Here is a 16,923-nt window from a genome sequence, read left to right on the forward strand (position 1 = left end):
TGCCCTCAAACCCCGAGATACTGCTCCAGGAGCTGCGGCTTGCTGCGCAGTTCGTCGGAAGTCCCGGCAAACACGACTTCCCCTTTTACCAGGATGACGTTGCGGTCCGTGATCTGCGTGACGTGCTTCCAGTTCTTGTCGACGATCACGCTTGAAATGCCGGATTCGCGGATCACGCCGCAGATGCGCCAGATCTCGCGCGCGATCAGCGGGGCCAGGCCTTCCGTCGCTTCGTCGAGGATCAGCACGTCGGGGTTGGTCATCAGCGCGCGGCCGATGGTGAGCATCTGCTGTTCGCCGCCGGAAAGCTGCTGGCCGCCGTGGCCCAGGCGCTCCGTGAGGCGGGGGAAGGTCTCCAGCACGCGCTCGTATGTCCAGTCGCGCTGACCCTTCGTTCCGGGCCGCGCCGCCATCTTGAGGTTTTCCACCACGCTCAGGTTGCCGAAGATGCCGCGGCCTTCGGGCACGTAGGCGATGCCGAGCTGCGCGATCTCATAGGGCGGGCGTCCTGTCATGTCACGGCCCATGATGGAGACGGTGCCGCCACGCGGCTTGACCAGCCCCATCAGGCTCTTGAGCAGTGTGCTCTTGCCCATGCCGTTGCGGCCCATCAGCCCGATGGTTTCGCCGCGCGCGACGTTGAAGTCAACGCCGCGCAGGATGTGGCTGGCGCCGTAATAGGTCTGCAGGCCTTTGGCTTCGATGAGCATCGCGGCCATCAGTGTTCTTCCCCGAGGTAAGCGGATTGCACGTTCGCGTCGGCGCGCACTTCGGCCGGCGTGCCGCTGGCGATCACCTGGCCGTTGACCATCACGGTGAGCCGGTCGGCCAACGCGAATACGGCATCCATGTCGTGTTCCACCAGCATGATGGCGTGCAGCGGCTTGATGCGCAGCAAGAGCTGCACCATGCGCTCGGCCTCGACCGTGCCCATGCCGGCCAGCGGTTCGTCGAGCAGCAGCACATTGGGATTCGTGGCCAGCGTCATCGCGATTTCCAGCTGGCGCTGCTCGCCGTGGCTGATGGTGCCCGCGATGGCGTTCTTTCGGTTCTGCAACCCTGCCAGTTCGATGGCCTCGTTTGCGCGCTCGTTGCTTTCCTTGAAGTCCGTCGCGCGCCGCAGCCAGGCCGCTGGATGCGGAGTGCGCGATTGCGCGGCCAGGCGCACGTTTTCCCACACCGTGAAGGGCAGGAAAATGTTGGTCTTCTGGTAGCTGCGGCCCAGCCCGCCACGGGAGATCTTCTCGGGCTTCCAGCCGGTCACATCGTGGCCGCCGAGGGTGACGCGGCCTGATGTCGGTGCAATGTCGCCCGAAAGCAGATTGGTCAGCGTGGACTTGCCTGCGCCATTGGGGCCGATCACGCCATGGATGTGGCCCCGCCACAGGTCGACCGACACGTCGTTGACGGCCGCGAGGCCGCCGAACCGCTTGGTGAGATTCTGGGCGGAAAGCAGCGTTTCACTCACCGGCGCCATCCTTGCGGCGCGACAGCCGCTCCACGACACCCAGCAGGCCGCGCGGCGCGAACAGCACCACCAGCACGATGAAGATGCCCATCCACAGCTGCCAGTGCTTGCCCAGGTTCACCGAACCGATGGTGGGCAGATCCTTGAAGACATGCAGCAGGTATTCGAAGGCAAAAGCGCCGACGATCGCGCCTGCGAAATTGCCCATGCCGCCCAGGATGACCATCATGATCGCGTGCGCGCTCATGTGGAAACCCATCAGCTCCGGGTTGACGTAGCCGGTCTGCGCGGCCCACAGGTAGCCCGCGAGACCGGCGAGCGCGCCGGCCAGCGTGAACGCGGCGAGCTTGTAGCCGAAGGTGCCGTAGCCCATGGCGCGCATCCGGTGCTCGTTGACGCGGATACCGGCCAGCACCCGGCCGAACGGGCTCCAGAGCAGGCGGCGCAGGAAGACGTAGGCAGCCAGCAGCACGGCCAGCGTGAAGTAGTAGAAGACCCGTTTGTTCTCCAGGTCGAACACGCCCGCGTCGGGCTTGAAGTTGACGTAGATGCCGTCCGAGCCGCCCAGCACCTTGTTGTCGAAGAACAGGTAGAAGACCATCTGCGCGAACGCCATGGTCACCATGATGAAGTAGATGCCATGTGTTCGGACGACGAAGAACCCGATCACCAAAGCGCCCAATCCGGAGGCGAGCACCGCCACCGGCAGCGTCCACCACAGGCTGACCGCTTCGCCGGCGGGCGTCAGGAAGGCCAGCGCATAGCCGGCGAGGCCGAAGTACGCGGCGTGGCCCAGCGACACCAGGCCCGTCACGCCCTGAAGCAGATCCAGGCTCATCGCGAAGATGGCGAGGATCATCATGCGCGCGACCATCTGCGCATAGAAGTCGGTGGAGACGAAAGGGAAGGCGAGCAGGGCGACCAGCCCCAAGCCGAGCACGATTTGCAGGCTGCGCGGCAGCACTTCGAGGTGGGCTTTGGCCGCGCTCATTGCTTGAACAATCCTTCAGGTTTCCAGAGCAAGACGGCAGCCATCAGCATGTAGACCAGCATGCCCGCTACCTGCGGCAGCAGCACCTTGCCAAACGTGTCGACCAGGCCGACCAGCAAGGCCGAGATCAACGCCCCGCGGACAGAGCCGATACCGCCAATCACCACGACCACGAAGCACATGATCAACACCTGCGAGCCCATGTTCGGGTAGACGCTGGAGATCGGCGAAGCGATCATGCCGGCGACGGTGGCCAGGGCGACCCCGATGGCGAACACGATGGTGTGGATCAGCTTGATGTTGATGCCCAGCGATTCCGTCATGTCGCGGTTGAACGCGCCGGCGCGAATCTTCATGCCCAGGCGGGTCTTGGAAATCAGCAGGTACAGGCCGATCGCCAGCGCGATGCACACGCCCGACATGAACAACCGGTAGACGGGGTACGACATGTTGTCGGTGAGCGGGATCGACGCCGACAGCAGTTCGGGAATCTTCACCCCGTGCACGTCATCGCCCCAGAGGATGGAACGCATTTCCTCGAAGATGTAGATCAGGCCGAAGGTCAGCAGCACCTGGTCGAGGTGGTCGCGCTGATAGAAGTGGCGGAATAGCAGCCGCTCCAGCGCCAGGCCGAAGACAACGGACAGCACGGCGCCGCCGATGATGGCCAGCGTAAAGCTGCCCGTCATGCTGGAGAGCGACCATGCAAGGTATGCGCCCAGCATGTAGAAACTGCCGTGAGCCAGGTTGACCACGCCCATGATGCCGAAGATCAGCGTCAGGCCGGCGGCCAGCATGAACAGCAGCAGCCCGTATTGGACGCTGTTGAGAAGCTGGATCAGGAAGTTGGCGAGATCCATCAGGCAGAGCGGCGCGTCAGGAGCAGCAAGCCGCCCATCAAGGTGAACATCCCGCCGCAGACGCGGTTGATCCAGCGCACCGGGCCGCTGGACTTGAGCAGCGGCATCAATCGCGCCACGCCCAGCGCGCACATCGTGAGCACGGTGAATTCAAACGCCATGAAGGTGAGGGCGAGCAATGCGAATTGCGGAACGATGGGCGCGGCGGGGTTGAGGAACTGCGGGAAGAACGCGGCGAAGAACAGCACCGCCTTGGGGTTGCTGGCGCCGACCAGGAAGCCTTGCAGGTAGAACGAGCGGCCCGAGGAGCCTGCAGTGTCGCGGCCCGGTGTGAGCACCGTGGTGCTGCGGAACGTCTTGATGCCCAGCCAGATCAGGTAAGCGGCGCCCACCACCTTGGCGGTTGTGAACGCAGCCTCCGAAGTCGCGAGCAGTGCGCCCAGGCCCATCGCCGACAGCGCCATCACGCACAGGACGGCCGTGACGGCACCGCCCACCGAAGTCATCGCCCGCCGCGGGCCGTGATTGATCGAATTGGTCATGCACATCAGCATGGTCGGGCCCGGTGTGACGATCAGCAGGGCGACGGCGGCGACGTAGAGGAGGTAAGTGGAGAGGGTCATGGGCGTGTGGAGTTGTCATGCCGGGCTTGACCCGGCATCCATCGTGGCGTGCGTCTATGGGTGCCGGATCAGGTCCGGCATGACAGTCTAAGGTGAACCCGGCTTCAGCCCATCTTGCAACCGGCGCCGGAATCGGCCAGCCCCTTGGCGGCCACGCCGAGCACCTTGTTTTCCTTGTTCTCGACGACGCGCAGGTACATGTCCTGCACCGGGTTGTGCGACTTGCTCATGGTCCACTTGCCGCGCGGGCTGTCGATCACGGCGCTTTCCATGGCCTTGTACAGCGCGGGCTTGCTGTTCAAGTCGCCCTTCACGGCGGCGGCGCCCTGCACCAGCAGCTGGCCCGTGTCGTAGCCTTGCACGGCATACACATCGGGCTGCAGCTTGAAGCGGGTCGCGTAGGCCGTGCGGAACTGCTTGTTGCGCGGCGTGTCGAGCGAATCGCTGTAGTGCATGGTGGTGATGATGCCGTCCGCTGCCGGGCCGGCTGCGTCCAGAACGCCTTCGGTGAGGAAACCCGAGCCGTACAGCGGGATCTTGCCCTTGAGGCCCGCCGCCGCGTAGTCGCGGATGAACTTGGCCGCGCCGCCGCCGGCGAAGAAGCAGGCTACCGCGTCGGGCTTGAGCGAAGCAATTTCGGTGAGCAGCGCCTGGAATTCGACGTTGGGGAAGGGCAGGCCCAGCTCCTTGATGATGGTGCCGCCGGCCTTGGTGTAGCTTTCCTTGAAGCCTTCGAAGGCCTCGTCGCCGGCCGCGTACTTCCACGTGATCCACACGGCTTTCTTGTGGCCCTTGGCCATCATGGCGTGGCCCAGCGCCAGCGTGGGCTGCGAATTGGTGAAGGAGGTGCGGAACACGTTGGGCGCGCACAAGGCGCGAGTCGCGGCATGCACGCCGGCGTTGGGGATGAGGCTCAGCACGCCGCTGTCGCGCACCACTTTCTGAATGCCCATCTGCACGCCGGAGTGCACCGTGCCGATCAGCACATCGACCTTGTCGCGCTGCACGAGCTTGCTGGCGTTTTCGACGCCCTTGGACGGGTCCGACTCATCGTCGACCTTGAACCACTCGATGTCTCGGCCGCCCAGCTTGCCGCCTTTTTCGTCGATGGCCATGCGCACGCCGTTTTCGATGGCGACGCCCAGTTGGGCAAAGGTGCCGGTGTACGGCAGCATCAGGCCGACGCGCACCTTGCTGCCTTGCGCGCGGGCGATCTGGGGCAGCAGCAGGCCGGTGGACGCGGCGCCGACGAGGGCGGCGCTGCGGGTGAGGACGAGGCGGCGGGTGGTCATGGGCGTTCCTTCGGCAGTTATGGTTTCTGGGGAATCTGGCGGCGCTATTTAATTTAAGCTTAAAGCATTTTTACCGCATGACGCGAGCGCGCATATGCTGGCTTACCCGGATTTCGCGGCCACGCGTTCAAGCGGCCGGCGCTGCGCTGCGCAGCTTGAAACGCTGGATCTTGCCCGTCGCGGTCTTCGGCAGCTCGGGGACGAACTGCACCCAGCGGGGGTATTTGTACGGCGCGAGCAGGCCCTTCACGTGCGCCTGCAGCTCCTCGGCCGTCACGGCCTGGCCCTGCTTGAGGACGACGTATGCCTTGGGCTTGACGAGCTCGTCCGTGTCGGCGACGCCGATCACGGCGGCTTCGAGCACACTGGCGTGGGACATCAGGCAGGCCTCCACCTCGAACGGCGACACGTAGATGCCGCCGACCTTGAGCATGTCGTCGCTGCGCCCGCCGTAGGTGTAGTAGCCGTCGGCGTCGACCGTGTACTTGTCGCCGCTGCGCGTCCATTCCCCGGCAAACGTCGCCTTGGTCTTGGCGCGGTTGTTCCAGTACATCAGGGCCGCGCTCGGGCCGCTGATCTGGAGTTCGCCGATTTCGCCCACGCCGCATTCATGCCCGTCGTCGGCCACGATCTTGAGCTCGTAGCCCGGCACGGCCTTGCCGGTGGTGCCATAGCGCACCTCGCCCGGCCGGTTCGAAAGGAAGATGTGCAGCATCTCGGTGGAGCCGATGCCGTCGAGGATTTCGCAGCCGTAGGCTTCGGTCCAGCGCTTGCCGATCTCGGCGGGCAGCGCCTCGCCGGCGCTGGTGCACACGCGCAGCGCCAGCTCGGCACGCTGGGGCCGCACCGGGTCTGCCAGCAACGCGGCATAGAGCGTGGGCACGCCGTAGAAGATCGTCGGCTTGAACCTCTTCAGCGTACCGAAGACGTCCGCAGGTGTCGGCCGGGAAGGCAACAGCACAGACGTGGCGCCCACGCTCATGGGAAAGGTGAGCGAGTTGCCCAGGCCATAGGCGAAGAACAGCTTGGCCGCCGAAAACACGATGTCATTTTCGCGGATGCCGAGAACGCCGCGCCCATACAGCTCGGCCGTCTGGACGAGGTGGCTGTGCAGGTGCACGGTGCCCTTGGGCGTGCCGGTGGAGCCGCTGGAATAGAGCCAGAAGCAGGCGTCATCGGCGCGCGTGTCGGTCACATGCAACGCGGTGGCGCCGGACTTGATCAATGCCGCGACCGATTCGCTTCCACCGTCCCCGGCGACGAATACATTCTTCAGCGTGTGGATGGCAGCGATCAGCGGCTCGAAAACCGGCAACAGCGCCTTCGACACGAAGAGCGCCTGCGCGCGCGAATCGCGCAGCATGAACTCGAAGTCTTTGGCAGTGAGCAGCGTGTTGGCGGCGATGGGCACCACGCCCGCCAGGATGCAGCCCAGGAACACGACGGGCCATTCGAGTGTGTCGTGCATCGCCACCATGACGCGGCTTTCAGGTGCGTAGCCGTGCGCGCGCAGCGCATTGGCAAAGCGATGGGCCTGGTCCGTGAGCTCACCGTAAGTGATCTGGGCGCCCGTCGCGGCGTCGACAAAGGCGACTTTCTCGGAGCGGGCGGCATTGCGTGCCAGCAGGTCGTGCGCGGCGTTGTAGTCGCTCGGGATGTCGACCCGGGGCGGGCTGGAGCTGTGGTCGGCGCGGCTGAGGTGCATGGCGAGGGTAATGACGGGGCAATCAGGCGTCGGCTTGCACGGTGGCCAGCGCTTGGGTGAGCCATTCGCGGCACCAGACGGTGCCCACTTCCTCGGGCAGGGTGCCGGCGCTGGCGTCGTGGCACCAGACTTCGCCGATGCGCTGCGCGCCCAGGCCCTGCAGGCGCTCGTCGAATTTCTTGCCGCCGAAGGCGAAGGTGTTGAGGTAGGTGCGGTCGCCCAAGGCGATCACGCCATAGCGCACGTGGCCCAGGTACTTGGGTTGCGCATCCAGCGAGTCATAGAGGTGGCGGGCGTTGTCCGGCACGTCACCTGAACCGTATGTCGACGAGCAGATGAGATAAAGTGCATCTTCATCGAATGCGCTGATGTCCAGGCCGTCCATCAACACCACTTCGATCTGGTCCACCAGGTCGGCGCAGTCCATCTGGATCGCTTGCGCTACATAGTCAGCGGTGCTGGTCATGGTTCCGACAAGGATTTTCAACTTCATCGTGTCTCCGATCTGGGGCCCGGGGCCTGCACGTGCAATAAACTGCTTGACGGTGCGGCTTCAGGAAGTATACTGCAATCTTGATCTAACGCAAGCTTTGTTCCAAAAAAATCCACCTCCATGGAATTGATGACCGACCACGATGCCAAGGCCACGCTGTCTGAGTTGGGCGCCCGCGTTCGGGCTTGGCGTGCCCGGCGCGGCATGACGCGCAAGCAACTGGCCACCGATTCGGGCCTGTCCGAGCGTTTCCTCGCGGACGTGGAAACAGGCAAGGGCAATGTTTCCATCAACTCGCTGGAAGCGGCGGCCCGGGCGCTGAACATCACCATCCTCGAGCTGCTGCAGGACGCGCCCCGGCCGGCGTTGGGCCGCGTGCATGGCTTGCTGTCGCGGCTGGACGATGCGCAACTGGACCAGGCCTACACGTTGCTCGCCGGCAGCTTCGGCCTGGGCGATGAGCAGGGCCGCGAGAAGCGTGTCGCGCTGATCGGCCTGCGCGGCGCCGGCAAGTCGACGCTGGGCGCGCAACTTGCCGCGCAGCGCGGCGTGCCCTTCGTGGAACTCGACCGCGAGATCGAGCGCGAGGCCGGCACCAGCATGAATGAAATCCTGCTGCTGCACGGACAGGCCGGATACCGCCGCTATGAGCGCCGTGCGCTGTTCCGCATCGCCGAAGACCACGCCGACGGCGTCGTCATGACCACCGGCGGCAGCATCGTGAGCGAGCGCGAAACGTTCGACCTGCTGCAAAGCCGCTTCTATTGCGTGTGGCTCAAGGCCAACCCCGAAGAACACATGAGCCGTGTCGTCGCGCAGGGCGACATGCGGCCCTTCGACACGACTCGCGGCGCGAGCGCGGAAGCGATGGAAGACCTCCGCCGCATCCTGGCGAGCCGCGAAGCCCTCTATGCGCGTGCAGATGCCGTGGTGGACACGGCTGCGCGCAGCGTCAAACAATCACTCAAAGACTTGGAAAGAGCCGTGCCATGAACGCAATTGCAGAGCCCCTTTTGTTCCGCCAGGGCGAGCGCGAACTGGTGAGCTTCGCCACCCATCCTTCCCGCTACCGGCACTGGACGCTGGCGGTGGAGGGCGACGTGGCGCGACTGAAACTCGACATCGACGAGGACGGCGGCATCAAGCCGGGTTACAAGCTCAAACTCAACAGCTACGACCTGGGTGTGGACATCGAACTGCACGATGCGCTGAACCGCATCCGCTTCGAGCACCCGGCCGTGAAGGTGGTGGTGTTCGAAAGCGCCAAGGAAAAGATCTGGTGCTCCGGCGCCAACATCTACATGCTGGGCCTGTCGACGCACGCCTGGAAGGTGAACTTCTGCAAGTTCACCAACGAAACGCGCAACGGGCTCGAAGATTCTTCGCGCAACGAGGGGCTGAAGTCGCTGGCCTCGGTTACGGGTGCCTGCGCCGGCGGCGGCTACGAACTCGCACTCGCCTGCGACCGCATCGCGATGGTCGACGACCGCGCCTCCACAGTGAGCCTGCCGGAAGTACCGCTGCTGGGTGTGCTGCCCGGCACCGGCGGCCTGACCCGCGTCACCGACAAGCGCAAGGTGCGCCGCGACCTGGCCGACATCTTCTGCACCACGAGCGAGGGCGTGCGTGCCGATCGCGCGAAAGACTGGAAGCTGATCGACTCGAACGCCAAGCCGCAGCAATTCACCCAGCTGATCGACAGCGAGATCGCCGCGCTGCGCGCGCAATCGACGCGCGCGGGCGGCAAGGGCATCGAGCTGACACCCGTCACCGTGACCATCGACGAAACCGGCTATCACTACGCCACCGTCGATGCGCAAGTCGACCGCGCGACGCGCATTGCGACCATCACCGTCAACGCGCCCAAGGCCGCCATCGAGTCCACGCCGGAGGCGATCGAAGCCGCCGGCGCCAACTGGTGGCCGCTGCAGTTCGCCCGCGAACTGGACGACGCCATCCTCAACCTGCGCACCAACGAACTGGAAGTCGGCACCTGGGTGATCAAGACCCGCGGCGACGCCAACCTGGTGATGCGAGCCGACGCCGTGCTCGAGCAGCACAAGAGCCACTGGCTGGTGCGCGAGGCCCTGGGCGCACTGCGCCGTACACTGGCGCGCATCGACGTGACCAGCCGCTCGCTGATCGCATTGGTCGATGCGGGTTCCTGCTTTGCCGGCACTTTCTTCGAGTTGGCGCTGGCCTGCGACCGCATCTACATGCTGGACCTGCCGGATTCGCCCGACGCCGCCCCCGCGCTGCAGCTGAATGGCGCCAACTTCGGCCGCTATCCAGAAGTCAACGGCCTCACGCGCCTCGCGACGCGTTTCTACGAGGACGAACAGACGCTCGCCCAATTGCAAGGCCTGCAGGACAGCCAGCTACGCGCGGACCAGGCCTTGGCCCTGGGCCTGGTAACGCTGACGCCCGACGACATCGACTGGGACGACGAGATCCGAATCATGCTGGAAGAGCGTGCCTCGCTCTCGCCCGATGCACTCACCGGCATGGAAGCTTCGTTGCGCTTCCCCGGTAAGGAGACGATGGAAACACGCGTGTTCGGCCGCCTCTCGGCATGGCAGAACTGGATATTCATCCGCCCCAATGCGGTGGGCGAAGACGGCGCGCTGAAACTCTTCGGCACCGGCAAGAAAGCCAAGTTCGACTGGAAGCGAATCTGAAAGACATCATGAGCAACATCGACCTCCAAGCCCTCATCCCCAACAACGTCCAGCTCGGCGAAAACCGCCAGCTGCAGCGCGCCCTCGAGCACTGGCAGCCCGCCTTCCTGAGTTGGTGGGACGAAATGGGCCCGAGCGACTTCAAGGCCAAGGAGGTGTACCTGCGCACCGCCGTCGGCGTGGACGCGCAAGGCTGGGCCAGCTACGGCTACACCCCCATGCCCGAGTACCGCTGGGGCATCTTCCTGGCGGACAAGGAAGAGAACCGCAAGATCGGTTTCGGCGACTTCATGGGCCAGGACGTCTGGCAAGACGTCCCCGGCGAATACCGCTCGACCTTCCGCCGCCTGATCGTGACGCAGGGCGACACCGAGCCCGCTTCCGTCGAACAGCAGCGCCTGCTCGGCCACACCGCGCCTTCGCTCTACGACCTGCGCAACCTGTTCCAGGTGAACGTGGAAGAGGGCCGCCACCTGTGGGCCATGGTCTACCTGTTGCACGCGCACTTCGGCCGTGACGGTCGCGAAGAAGCGGAAGAACTCCTCGAGCGCCACAGCGGTGACCCGAACAAGCCGCGCATCCTGGGCACTTTCAACGAGCCGATGGACAACTGGCTGTCGTTCTTCATGTTCACGTACTTCACCGACCGTGACGGCAAGTTCCAGCTCAAGTCGTTCGCCGAAAGCGCGTTCGACCCGCTGGCGCGCACCACGCGTTTCATGCTGACCGAGGAAGCGCACCACATGTTCGTGGGCGAGACCGGCGTCGGCCGCGTCATCAAGCGGACGCTCGAAGTGATGAAGGAGCTGGATACCGACGACGTCGCCACGCTGCGCAAGGCCGGCGTGATCGACCTGCCGACGATCCAGCGGTTCATGAATTTCTGGTTCACCAGTTCGCTCGACTTGTTCGGCTCCGAAGCTTCCTCGAATGCCGCGAACTACTTCAGCAACGGCATCAAGGGCCGGCCGGACGAAGCGAAGTTCGCGGACCACGTCGAAGCTGAAACCGAAATGACCATCCAGGTGCCGGACGGCAAGGGCGGCTTGAAGGCGGAAACGATTTCAACCCGCAACGGCATGAACGAGATCACGCGCCTGGAGTACGTGAAGGACTGCAACGTCGGCATCACGCGCTGGAACATGGGCATCAAGCGCGCGGGCATCAACTTCGAGTTGAAGCTGCCTTCCACGCGGTTCCGCCGCCAGGTCGGCGCCTGGTCGGGAATCCCGACCAACCCGGAAGGCCAGCCCATCACCCAAGCCGAATTCGACGCGAAGAAGGACAGCTGGCTGCCGACGGATGCCGACATAGCTTTCGTCAAGAGCCTGATGCAGCGCGTGGTCGAGCCCGGCAAGATGGCAGCGTGGATCGCCCCGCCGGACCGCGGAATCAACGCGCAGCCGGTGGAATATCAGTACGTCAAGCTGTGAAGCCCCGCCGCCCAGCTAGAATAGCGGCTTCGGAGCGTAGCGCAGTCTGGTAGCGCATCGCGTTTGGGACGCGAGGGTCGTAGGTTCGAATCCTATCGCTCCGACCAGAAATCTTGTCCGTCGAGCGACGACGGGCCGCCCCTAGCCGCGAGGGCCCCCTCGGGGGGCAGTGCACTACACGAAGTGAGAAACGTGGGGCCACACACCTGCCCGTAGCTCAGTTGGATAGAGCACCTGCCTTCTAAGCAGGTTGTCGGGGGTTCGATTCCCTCCGGGCAGGCCATACGGCCCCAATCCCATCCCGAGCCGCCCCAAGTGACAACACCCGCGTAGCGGAGCACAATCGCAGTTACACCTTCGCCTAGCGATTGGAGCCCACTGGTGGCTGCGAAACAAAGTCAGGAAGCGCTGCCGCGCGCACCGGGCCCGCAGAGCGCACAGACGAGCGAACCGGCGCGTGCCTTGGCCAGGACGCCAGACGCCACCGCCGAGCACAGGCGCACCGAGCTTGAACTCGAGCTCGAACAGCACTGGCGCGCCACCTTCGAAGCCAACCCGACGATGTACTTCATCGTCGACAACGCCGGCACCATCGTTTCCGTGAATCCATTCGGGGCCCAGCAGCTCGGCTACGCCGTGAGCGAACTGGTCGGGCAGCCGGTGCTGAACGTGTTCCACGCGGGCGATCGGGCCTTCGTGCAGAAGCAGGCGGAGACATGCTTTGCCAACCTCGGCCGCCCGTTGCGCTGGGAGGCTCGCAAGCTGCGCAGGGACGGCTCGATGCTCTGGGTGCGCGAGATCGCGAACGCCGTCATGCTGCGCAGCCATCCGGTCCTGCTGGTGGCCTGCGAGGACGTGACCGAGCAGAAGCGCACCGAAGCAGCGCTGAGGGAGAGCGAAGAGCGTTTTCGCACCCTCGTGCAATTCTCTTTCGACGTGTATTGGGAATCCGATGCGCAGCATCGTTTCGTGCGGCAGGAGTTCGACCTTGCGGTTCCCACGGAGTGGCCCGTCCCCGGCTCGGAGCTCGGCAAGACGCGCTGGGAAGTCCCGTACCTGGAGCCGGACGAAGAGGCCTGGCGCAAACACCGTGAAGCGCTGGACGCCCATTTGCCTTTCCGGGATTTCGAGCTGGCACGCCCAACGGCCGAGGGCGGCAAGCGCTATGTGGCGGTGTCCGGCCTGCCGGTGTTCGACGACGCCGGCGCCTTCGTCGGCTATCGGGGTGTGGGCCGGAACATCACGGAACGCAAGCGCGCAGAGGAGATGCTGCGCCAGCGCGAGCAGGAGGTTCGCGACATCATCGAAACCATGCCGGCCATGGCCTTCGTGACCGATGCCTCCGGCCGCAATGCAATGGGGAACCGGCGTTGGCACGAGTACACCGGGCTTGGACCGGCTGCCGCCAATTCGAAGGAAGCGGTGCACCCCGACGACGCCGGCCGCTACAGGGCAGCGCGGCGCCACAGCATCGCCACCGGCGAGCCGTTCGAGCAGGAGGTGCGCCTGCGCCGCCACGACGGCGAATATCGCTGGTTCCTGGGCCGCGCCGTGCCGCTGCGCGACGAGCAGGGGAACGTGCTCAAGTGGTACGGCGTCCACACGGACATTCACGACCGCAAGGTGGCGGAAGAGGAGCGGGCCGCCCACCTCTGGCTCCTGGAGAGCCTGGATCGCATCAACCGCGCCATGCAGGGGACGAACGACCTCGAGCGGATGATGAGCGACGTGCTCGACGCCGTGCTGGAGGTCTTTGCGTGCGACCGCGCCTGGCTCGTCTACCCGTGCGATCCGGACGCCGAGTGCTGGCGCGCCGTGATGGAACATACGCAGCCGCAATACGCGGGCGCGTTCGCCCTGGACGCCGATGTGCCGGTCGACGCGGAGATGGCCGATGTGTTTCGCAGGGCTGGTGCTGTCGACGGTGCCGTGCTGTTCGGCCCGGGCTGCGGGGTGCCCGTGCCCGCGCCGGTGTCCGAGCGCTTCGGCGTTCGTTCGCAGATGGTGATGGCGGTACGGCCCAAGGTCCGCAGCGCCTACCTCTTCGGCCTGCACCAGTGCTCACATGCGCGGGTGTGGAGCGAGCAGGAAAGGCGCCTGTTCGAAGAAGTTGGCCGTCGCCTGGACGACGCGCTCACGAGCCTGCTTATTTTTCGCAGTTTGCGCGAAAGCGAACAGAAGCTGGAAGAGGCACAGCGCATCGGCCACATGGGCTACTTCGAGCTGGACGTGCGCAACCAGCGCATGAGGCTTTCGGATGAAGCCTGCCGCATCCACGGCCTCGACCAGAATGCGCTCGCGCCTTGGCAGGGGCGGGTCATCGACCTGGTGCACCCGGGCGACCGGGTGAGGCTGGCCCAGACCTTCGCGGCAGCGGGGAACGGCGATGGACGATTCGACCTCGAATTCCGCGCGCTTCGTGTGAACGGCGAAGTCCGGATCGTCCACAGCCGGGGCGAGGCCACGCGAGACCCGGCCGGCGGCGCCCTGCGAGCCTTTGGCACGCTGCAAGACGTCACGGAACTGCGGCGGGCCCAGGAGGAGCTGAGCGCGAGCGAGCAGCTGAACCGGCACATCTTCGAGAGCGCTCCCGACGCCATGGCCGTGATCGGCAGGGACTACCGCTATCGGCGCCTCAACCCGGTCTACGAGCGCAACTGGAAAATGCCTGCCGAGAAGATCGTCGGCCTCCACGTGCGGGATCTCCACGGCACCGAGGTCTTCGAACAAATCCTCAAGCCCGGAATGGACCGTTGCTTCGCGGGCGAGCAGGTGTCGCTCACCGAATGGTTCACGACTGCGAGCGGCAGGTTCTACTACTCGGTGATCTACACGCCGCTGCGGCTGGATTCCGAGCACGTGGAGGCGGCCCTGGCCATCACGCGCGACCTGACGGCCCACAAGCTCGCCGCCGAGGCCCTTCGCGACGCCGAGGCGGCGGTTGCGCGTGTCAACCGCGTGGCGACGCTCGGGGTGCTCGCTGCTTCCATCGCGCACGAGGTGAACCAGCCGCTGGGTGCCATCACCGCAAGCGCCGCCGCGTGCACACGCTGGCTCGCGGCCCAGCCGCCCGAAATGGAGAAAGCCCGGTCCGCGCTGCAGCGCATCGTGGCCGACGGCAGGCGCGCGGGCCAGGTCGTCGACCGCATTCGGGCGCTCGTCAATCGCCAGGCGCCCCGCACGGATCGCGTGGACGTGAACGCGGCCATCCTCGAAGTGATCGCGCTGATGCGCGACGAGGTGCGCCGCAACGCCATTTCACTGGACACGTCGCTCGCGCTCGACCTGCCGCCGATCGAGGGTGACCGGGTTCAGCTCCAGCAGGTGGTGTTGAACCTGCTTGTCAATGCGATCGACGCGATGAGGGCCAACGGCGCGAAGCGCCGTGAGATTGCGATTGCTTCCATTCGCGACGACGCGAACACGGTGACGGTGGAAGTGCGCGACTCGGGGCCTGGTGTCGATCCCGCGCAAATGGAGCGACTTTTCGAGGCCTTCTACTCGACCAAGGAAGGCGGGATCGGGATGGGGCTGTCGATCAGCCGCTCCATCATCGAAGCCCATGGCGGGCGGCTGTGGGTGGCGCCCAACGGGCCGCGCGGCGCCGCATTCCGGTTTTCGTTGCCGGCACTGCACCAGGTGGCGTAAATGGCAGAGCAACGCCCCATTGTGTTCGTCGTCGACGACGACGCCTCGATGCGCGCGGCCGTGCAGGACCTCATCGAGTCCGTCGGGCTGGCGGCTCGCGCGTTTGCTTCGCCCCGGGAATTTCTCGACGCTGACCGTCCCGACGCACCCGCCTGCCTCGTCCTCGACGTCAGGTTACCGGGAGCGAGCGGCCTCACGTTTCAGCAGGAGCTCGCACAGGCGGGCATCGTCATACCGGTGATCTTCATCACCGGCCACGGCGACGTCCCCATGTCGGTCCGGGCGATCAAGGCCGGCGCGGTGGAGTTCCTCATCAAGCCCTTTCGCGACCAGGACCTGCTGGATGCGATCAACGCCGGCATCGAACGCAACCGCGCGCAACGCAGCGACGCCATCGTCATGGACGACCTTCGAGAACGGTATGCATCGCTCACCGCTCGCGAACGCGAGATCATGGCGCTGGTGATCCTCGGGCGGATGAACAAGCAGATCGCCGGCGAACTCGGCGTGAGCGAGGTGACGGTCAAGGTCCATCGCGGCCAGATCATGCGCAAGATGCGGGCGCGGTCACTGCCCGAGCTCGTCCGGATGGGAGACCTCCTGGGTCATGCCGCTTCGGCTCGGCCGGTGGGTTGAAGTCAGCGCCGCTTCCACGGCATCGATCGGGACGGGCTTGACCAGGTGCGCGGAGAATCCCAGGTCGGCGGTGCGCCTGCGGGACTCGGCGTCGTCCTGGGCGCTACAGGCAATCAGCAAGGGCGCCGGCTCGAGCTGCCGGAGGAGGGCGGCTGCTTCGAACCCGTCCATGTGCGGCATGGACAGATCGAGCACCACCGCGTCGTACCGCGCCCGTGTTGCCGCCACGACCGCATCCAGGCCGTTGTGGGCCGTCGCCGTCTGGTGCCCATTGAGCTCCAGCAATGCCGACAGCATGTCGGCGGCGTCGCGGTTGTCGTCAACCACCAGGATGCGCAACTGGCGTCGGTTTGCGTTGGCTTCATGCATGGCGCGCTCCCTGCATGGCGGCGAGTGATGGCCCGGCATCGCTGATCCGTGCACGCCAGTCCAGCCAGGACCTGGCGACGATGACGCTCTTCATGTGCAGTACGTGGAGTCTCACGTAGAGCTGCTCTAGCAGCCGGATCGTTTGAAGTTCGGGAAACCACGCGACAAGCGTCTGGAGCTCGTTCAGCACGGCGTCCCAGTCGACAGGTTGCTTCGTCTGGTGGCACGCGAGCACGGCGCGGCAATGTTCGAGCAACTCCCAGGCCGATCCGCCATGCTGCATGGCCATCATGTCGCGCAAATCGTATTTCCAGCGCGCCTGCTCGATGGCCCGGTCGCACGAAAGAAAACCGGATTCCGTGAATGCCGTGACGAACTTGGGGTCCCATTGCGGCATCAGGACCAGGGACCGCAGCGCCCCGGTCGTCGACAGGATGCCCGGGGAGACAAGCTGGACCCGCTTGAGAAGTTGCGGAAGCGCTGGTGCCATCTCCAGGGTGATGGGCAGGCGGGCAGCCGATGCTGCGATGTTCATGCGCACGTGCCGCAGCTCCTCGGGGCAAGGCCGCTCGCCGGACAGGAGCGATTCGAGTCGATTGGGCCCGTCCTTTCGGTCGCAGGCCAAAGCGCCGATGGCGATGCGAGAGAACGCCTGGCGCAGATAGGCTTCGTTCCGCCCGAATTGCGAGAACATGCTGTCGCCAGCGCTGTCCATTGAAGCGGCCAT

At 65.2% G+C, this 16,923-nt stretch carries 15 protein-coding genes and 2 tRNA genes; 7 read left to right on the plus strand and 10 right to left on the minus strand.

The window, feature by feature from the left end; translation table 11 throughout:
• Window positions 1-5: 5 nt before the first annotated feature.
• The 8 genes from EEB15_RS11125 to EEB15_RS11160 all read right to left on the minus strand — a co-directional run bounded on the left by EEB15_RS11125 (window position 6) and on the right by EEB15_RS11160 (window position 7,432).
• Window positions 6-719 carry an ABC transporter ATP-binding protein gene (locus tag EEB15_RS11125; protein WP_141509912.1) on the minus strand — a complete coding sequence of 238 codons (714 nt, stop codon included), beginning with the start codon at window positions 717-719 and terminating at the stop codon, window positions 6-8.
• Window positions 719-1,468 (minus strand): ABC transporter ATP-binding protein, encoded by a 750-nt coding sequence (locus EEB15_RS11130; RefSeq protein ID WP_141509913.1) that lies wholly within the window; start codon window positions 1,466-1,468, stop codon window positions 719-721. Before EEB15_RS11130 ends, EEB15_RS11125 begins: the two co-directional genes overlap by 1 nt.
• Complete coding sequence (locus EEB15_RS11135; RefSeq protein ID WP_141509914.1) at window positions 1,461-2,459, minus strand: branched-chain amino acid ABC transporter permease; 999 nt, start codon at window positions 2,457-2,459, stop codon at window positions 1,461-1,463. The genes EEB15_RS11130 and EEB15_RS11135 overlap by 8 nt, the downstream gene beginning before the upstream one ends.
• Complete coding sequence (locus EEB15_RS11140) at window positions 2,456-3,319, minus strand: branched-chain amino acid ABC transporter permease (RefSeq protein ID WP_141509915.1); 864 nt, start codon at window positions 3,317-3,319, stop codon at window positions 2,456-2,458. The genes EEB15_RS11135 and EEB15_RS11140 overlap by 4 nt, the downstream gene beginning before the upstream one ends.
• Window positions 3,319-3,942 (minus strand): LysE family translocator, encoded by a 624-nt coding sequence (locus tag EEB15_RS11145; protein WP_141509916.1) that lies wholly within the window; start codon window positions 3,940-3,942, stop codon window positions 3,319-3,321. Before EEB15_RS11145 ends, EEB15_RS11140 begins: the two co-directional genes overlap by 1 nt.
• A 104-nt stretch (window positions 3,943-4,046) precedes the next feature.
• Complete coding sequence (locus EEB15_RS11150; RefSeq protein WP_141509917.1) at window positions 4,047-5,234, minus strand: ABC transporter substrate-binding protein; 1,188 nt, start codon at window positions 5,232-5,234, stop codon at window positions 4,047-4,049.
• 127 nt (window positions 5,235-5,361) lie between these two features.
• Window positions 5,362-6,939: a benzoate-CoA ligase family protein gene (locus tag EEB15_RS11155; RefSeq protein ID WP_141509918.1), complete on the minus strand. Its 1,578-nt coding sequence runs from the start codon at window positions 6,937-6,939 to the stop codon at window positions 5,362-5,364.
• Window positions 6,940-6,961: 22 nt separating this feature from the next.
• A complete protein-coding gene (locus tag EEB15_RS11160) occupies window positions 6,962-7,432 on the minus strand; it encodes a flavodoxin domain-containing protein (protein WP_141509919.1) in 471 nt (156 codons plus the stop codon).
• A 120-nt stretch (window positions 7,433-7,552) separates the two neighbouring features.
• On the opposite strand from EEB15_RS11160, the gene EEB15_RS11165 reads away from it, so the two are divergent.
• The 7 genes from EEB15_RS11165 (at window position 7,553) to EEB15_RS11195 (ending at window position 15,827) form a co-directional block, all read left to right on the plus strand.
• Window positions 7,553-8,425 carry a helix-turn-helix transcriptional regulator gene (locus tag EEB15_RS11165; RefSeq protein ID WP_141509920.1) on the plus strand — a complete coding sequence of 291 codons (873 nt, stop codon included), beginning with the start codon at window positions 7,553-7,555 and terminating at the stop codon, window positions 8,423-8,425.
• The gene (boxC, locus tag EEB15_RS11170; RefSeq protein WP_141509921.1) at window positions 8,422-10,110 is read left to right on the plus strand and encodes a 2,3-epoxybenzoyl-CoA dihydrolase; all 1,689 of its coding nucleotides are present in this window, start codon (window positions 8,422-8,424) and stop codon (window positions 10,108-10,110) included. The genes EEB15_RS11165 and boxC overlap by 4 nt, the downstream gene beginning before the upstream one ends.
• 8 nt (window positions 10,111-10,118) lie before the next feature.
• Window positions 10,119-11,543: a benzoyl-CoA 2,3-epoxidase subunit BoxB gene (boxB, locus tag EEB15_RS11175; RefSeq protein ID WP_141509922.1), complete on the plus strand. Its 1,425-nt coding sequence runs from the start codon at window positions 10,119-10,121 to the stop codon at window positions 11,541-11,543.
• Window positions 11,544-11,573: 30 nt separating this feature from the next.
• Window positions 11,574-11,650: transfer RNA gene (locus EEB15_RS11180), tRNA-Pro, on the plus strand.
• 99 nt (window positions 11,651-11,749) lie between these two features.
• Window positions 11,750-11,826, plus strand: a tRNA-Arg gene (locus tag EEB15_RS11185).
• A 98-nt stretch (window positions 11,827-11,924) separates the two neighbouring features.
• Window positions 11,925-15,191 carry a PAS domain S-box protein gene (locus EEB15_RS11190; RefSeq protein WP_141509923.1) on the plus strand — a complete coding sequence of 1,089 codons (3,267 nt, stop codon included), beginning with the start codon at window positions 11,925-11,927 and terminating at the stop codon, window positions 15,189-15,191.
• Complete coding sequence (locus tag EEB15_RS11195; protein ID WP_141509924.1) at window positions 15,192-15,827, plus strand: response regulator transcription factor; 636 nt, start codon at window positions 15,192-15,194, stop codon at window positions 15,825-15,827. It abuts the gene before it with no gap.
• On the opposite strand, the gene EEB15_RS11200 is transcribed toward EEB15_RS11195, so the two are convergent.
• Window positions 15,759-16,196 (minus strand): response regulator, encoded by a 438-nt coding sequence (locus EEB15_RS11200; RefSeq protein WP_158290070.1) that lies wholly within the window; start codon window positions 16,194-16,196, stop codon window positions 15,759-15,761. The two genes, EEB15_RS11195 and EEB15_RS11200, sit on opposite strands and share 69 nt — an antisense overlap.
• A complete protein-coding gene (locus tag EEB15_RS11205; protein WP_141509926.1) occupies window positions 16,189-16,923 on the minus strand; it encodes a hypothetical protein in 735 nt (244 codons plus the stop codon). The genes EEB15_RS11200 and EEB15_RS11205 overlap by 8 nt, the downstream gene beginning before the upstream one ends.

It is taken from the genome of Ramlibacter sp. WS9, assembly GCF_003797765.1.
GTDB lineage: Bacteria > Pseudomonadota > Gammaproteobacteria > Burkholderiales > Burkholderiaceae_C > Ramlibacter.

Coding starts and splice junctions, on each gene's coding strand:
- EEB15_RS11205 (WP_141509926.1), bottom strand. CDS start 16,923: ATGGCCGCTTCAATGGACAGCGCTGGCGACAGCATGTTCTCGCAATTC.
- boxB (WP_141509922.1), top strand. CDS start 10,119: ATGAGCAACATCGACCTCCAAGCCCTCATCCCCAACAACGTCCAGCTC.
- EEB15_RS11195 (WP_141509924.1), top strand. CDS start 15,192: ATGGCAGAGCAACGCCCCATTGTGTTCGTCGTCGACGACGACGCCTCG.
- boxC (WP_141509921.1), top strand. CDS start 8,422: ATGAACGCAATTGCAGAGCCCCTTTTGTTCCGCCAGGGCGAGCGCGAA.
- EEB15_RS11160 (WP_141509919.1), bottom strand. CDS start 7,432: ATGAAGTTGAAAATCCTTGTCGGAACCATGACCAGCACCGCTGACTAT.
- EEB15_RS11155 (WP_141509918.1), bottom strand. CDS start 6,939: ATGCACCTCAGCCGCGCCGACCACAGCTCCAGCCCGCCCCGGGTCGAC.
- EEB15_RS11140 (WP_141509915.1), bottom strand. CDS start 3,319: ATGGATCTCGCCAACTTCCTGATCCAGCTTCTCAACAGCGTCCAATAC.
- EEB15_RS11200 (WP_158290070.1), bottom strand. CDS start 16,196: ATGCATGAAGCCAACGCAAACCGACGCCAGTTGCGCATCCTGGTGGTT.
- EEB15_RS11135 (WP_141509914.1), bottom strand. CDS start 2,459: ATGAGCGCGGCCAAAGCCCACCTCGAAGTGCTGCCGCGCAGCCTGCAA.
- EEB15_RS11150 (WP_141509917.1), bottom strand. CDS start 5,234: ATGACCACCCGCCGCCTCGTCCTCACCCGCAGCGCCGCCCTCGTCGGC.
- EEB15_RS11125 (WP_141509912.1), bottom strand. CDS start 719: ATGGCCGCGATGCTCATCGAAGCCAAAGGCCTGCAGACCTATTACGGC.
- EEB15_RS11145 (WP_141509916.1), bottom strand. CDS start 3,942: ATGACCCTCTCCACTTACCTCCTCTACGTCGCCGCCGTCGCCCTGCTG.
- EEB15_RS11165 (WP_141509920.1), top strand. CDS start 7,553: ATGGAATTGATGACCGACCACGATGCCAAGGCCACGCTGTCTGAGTTG.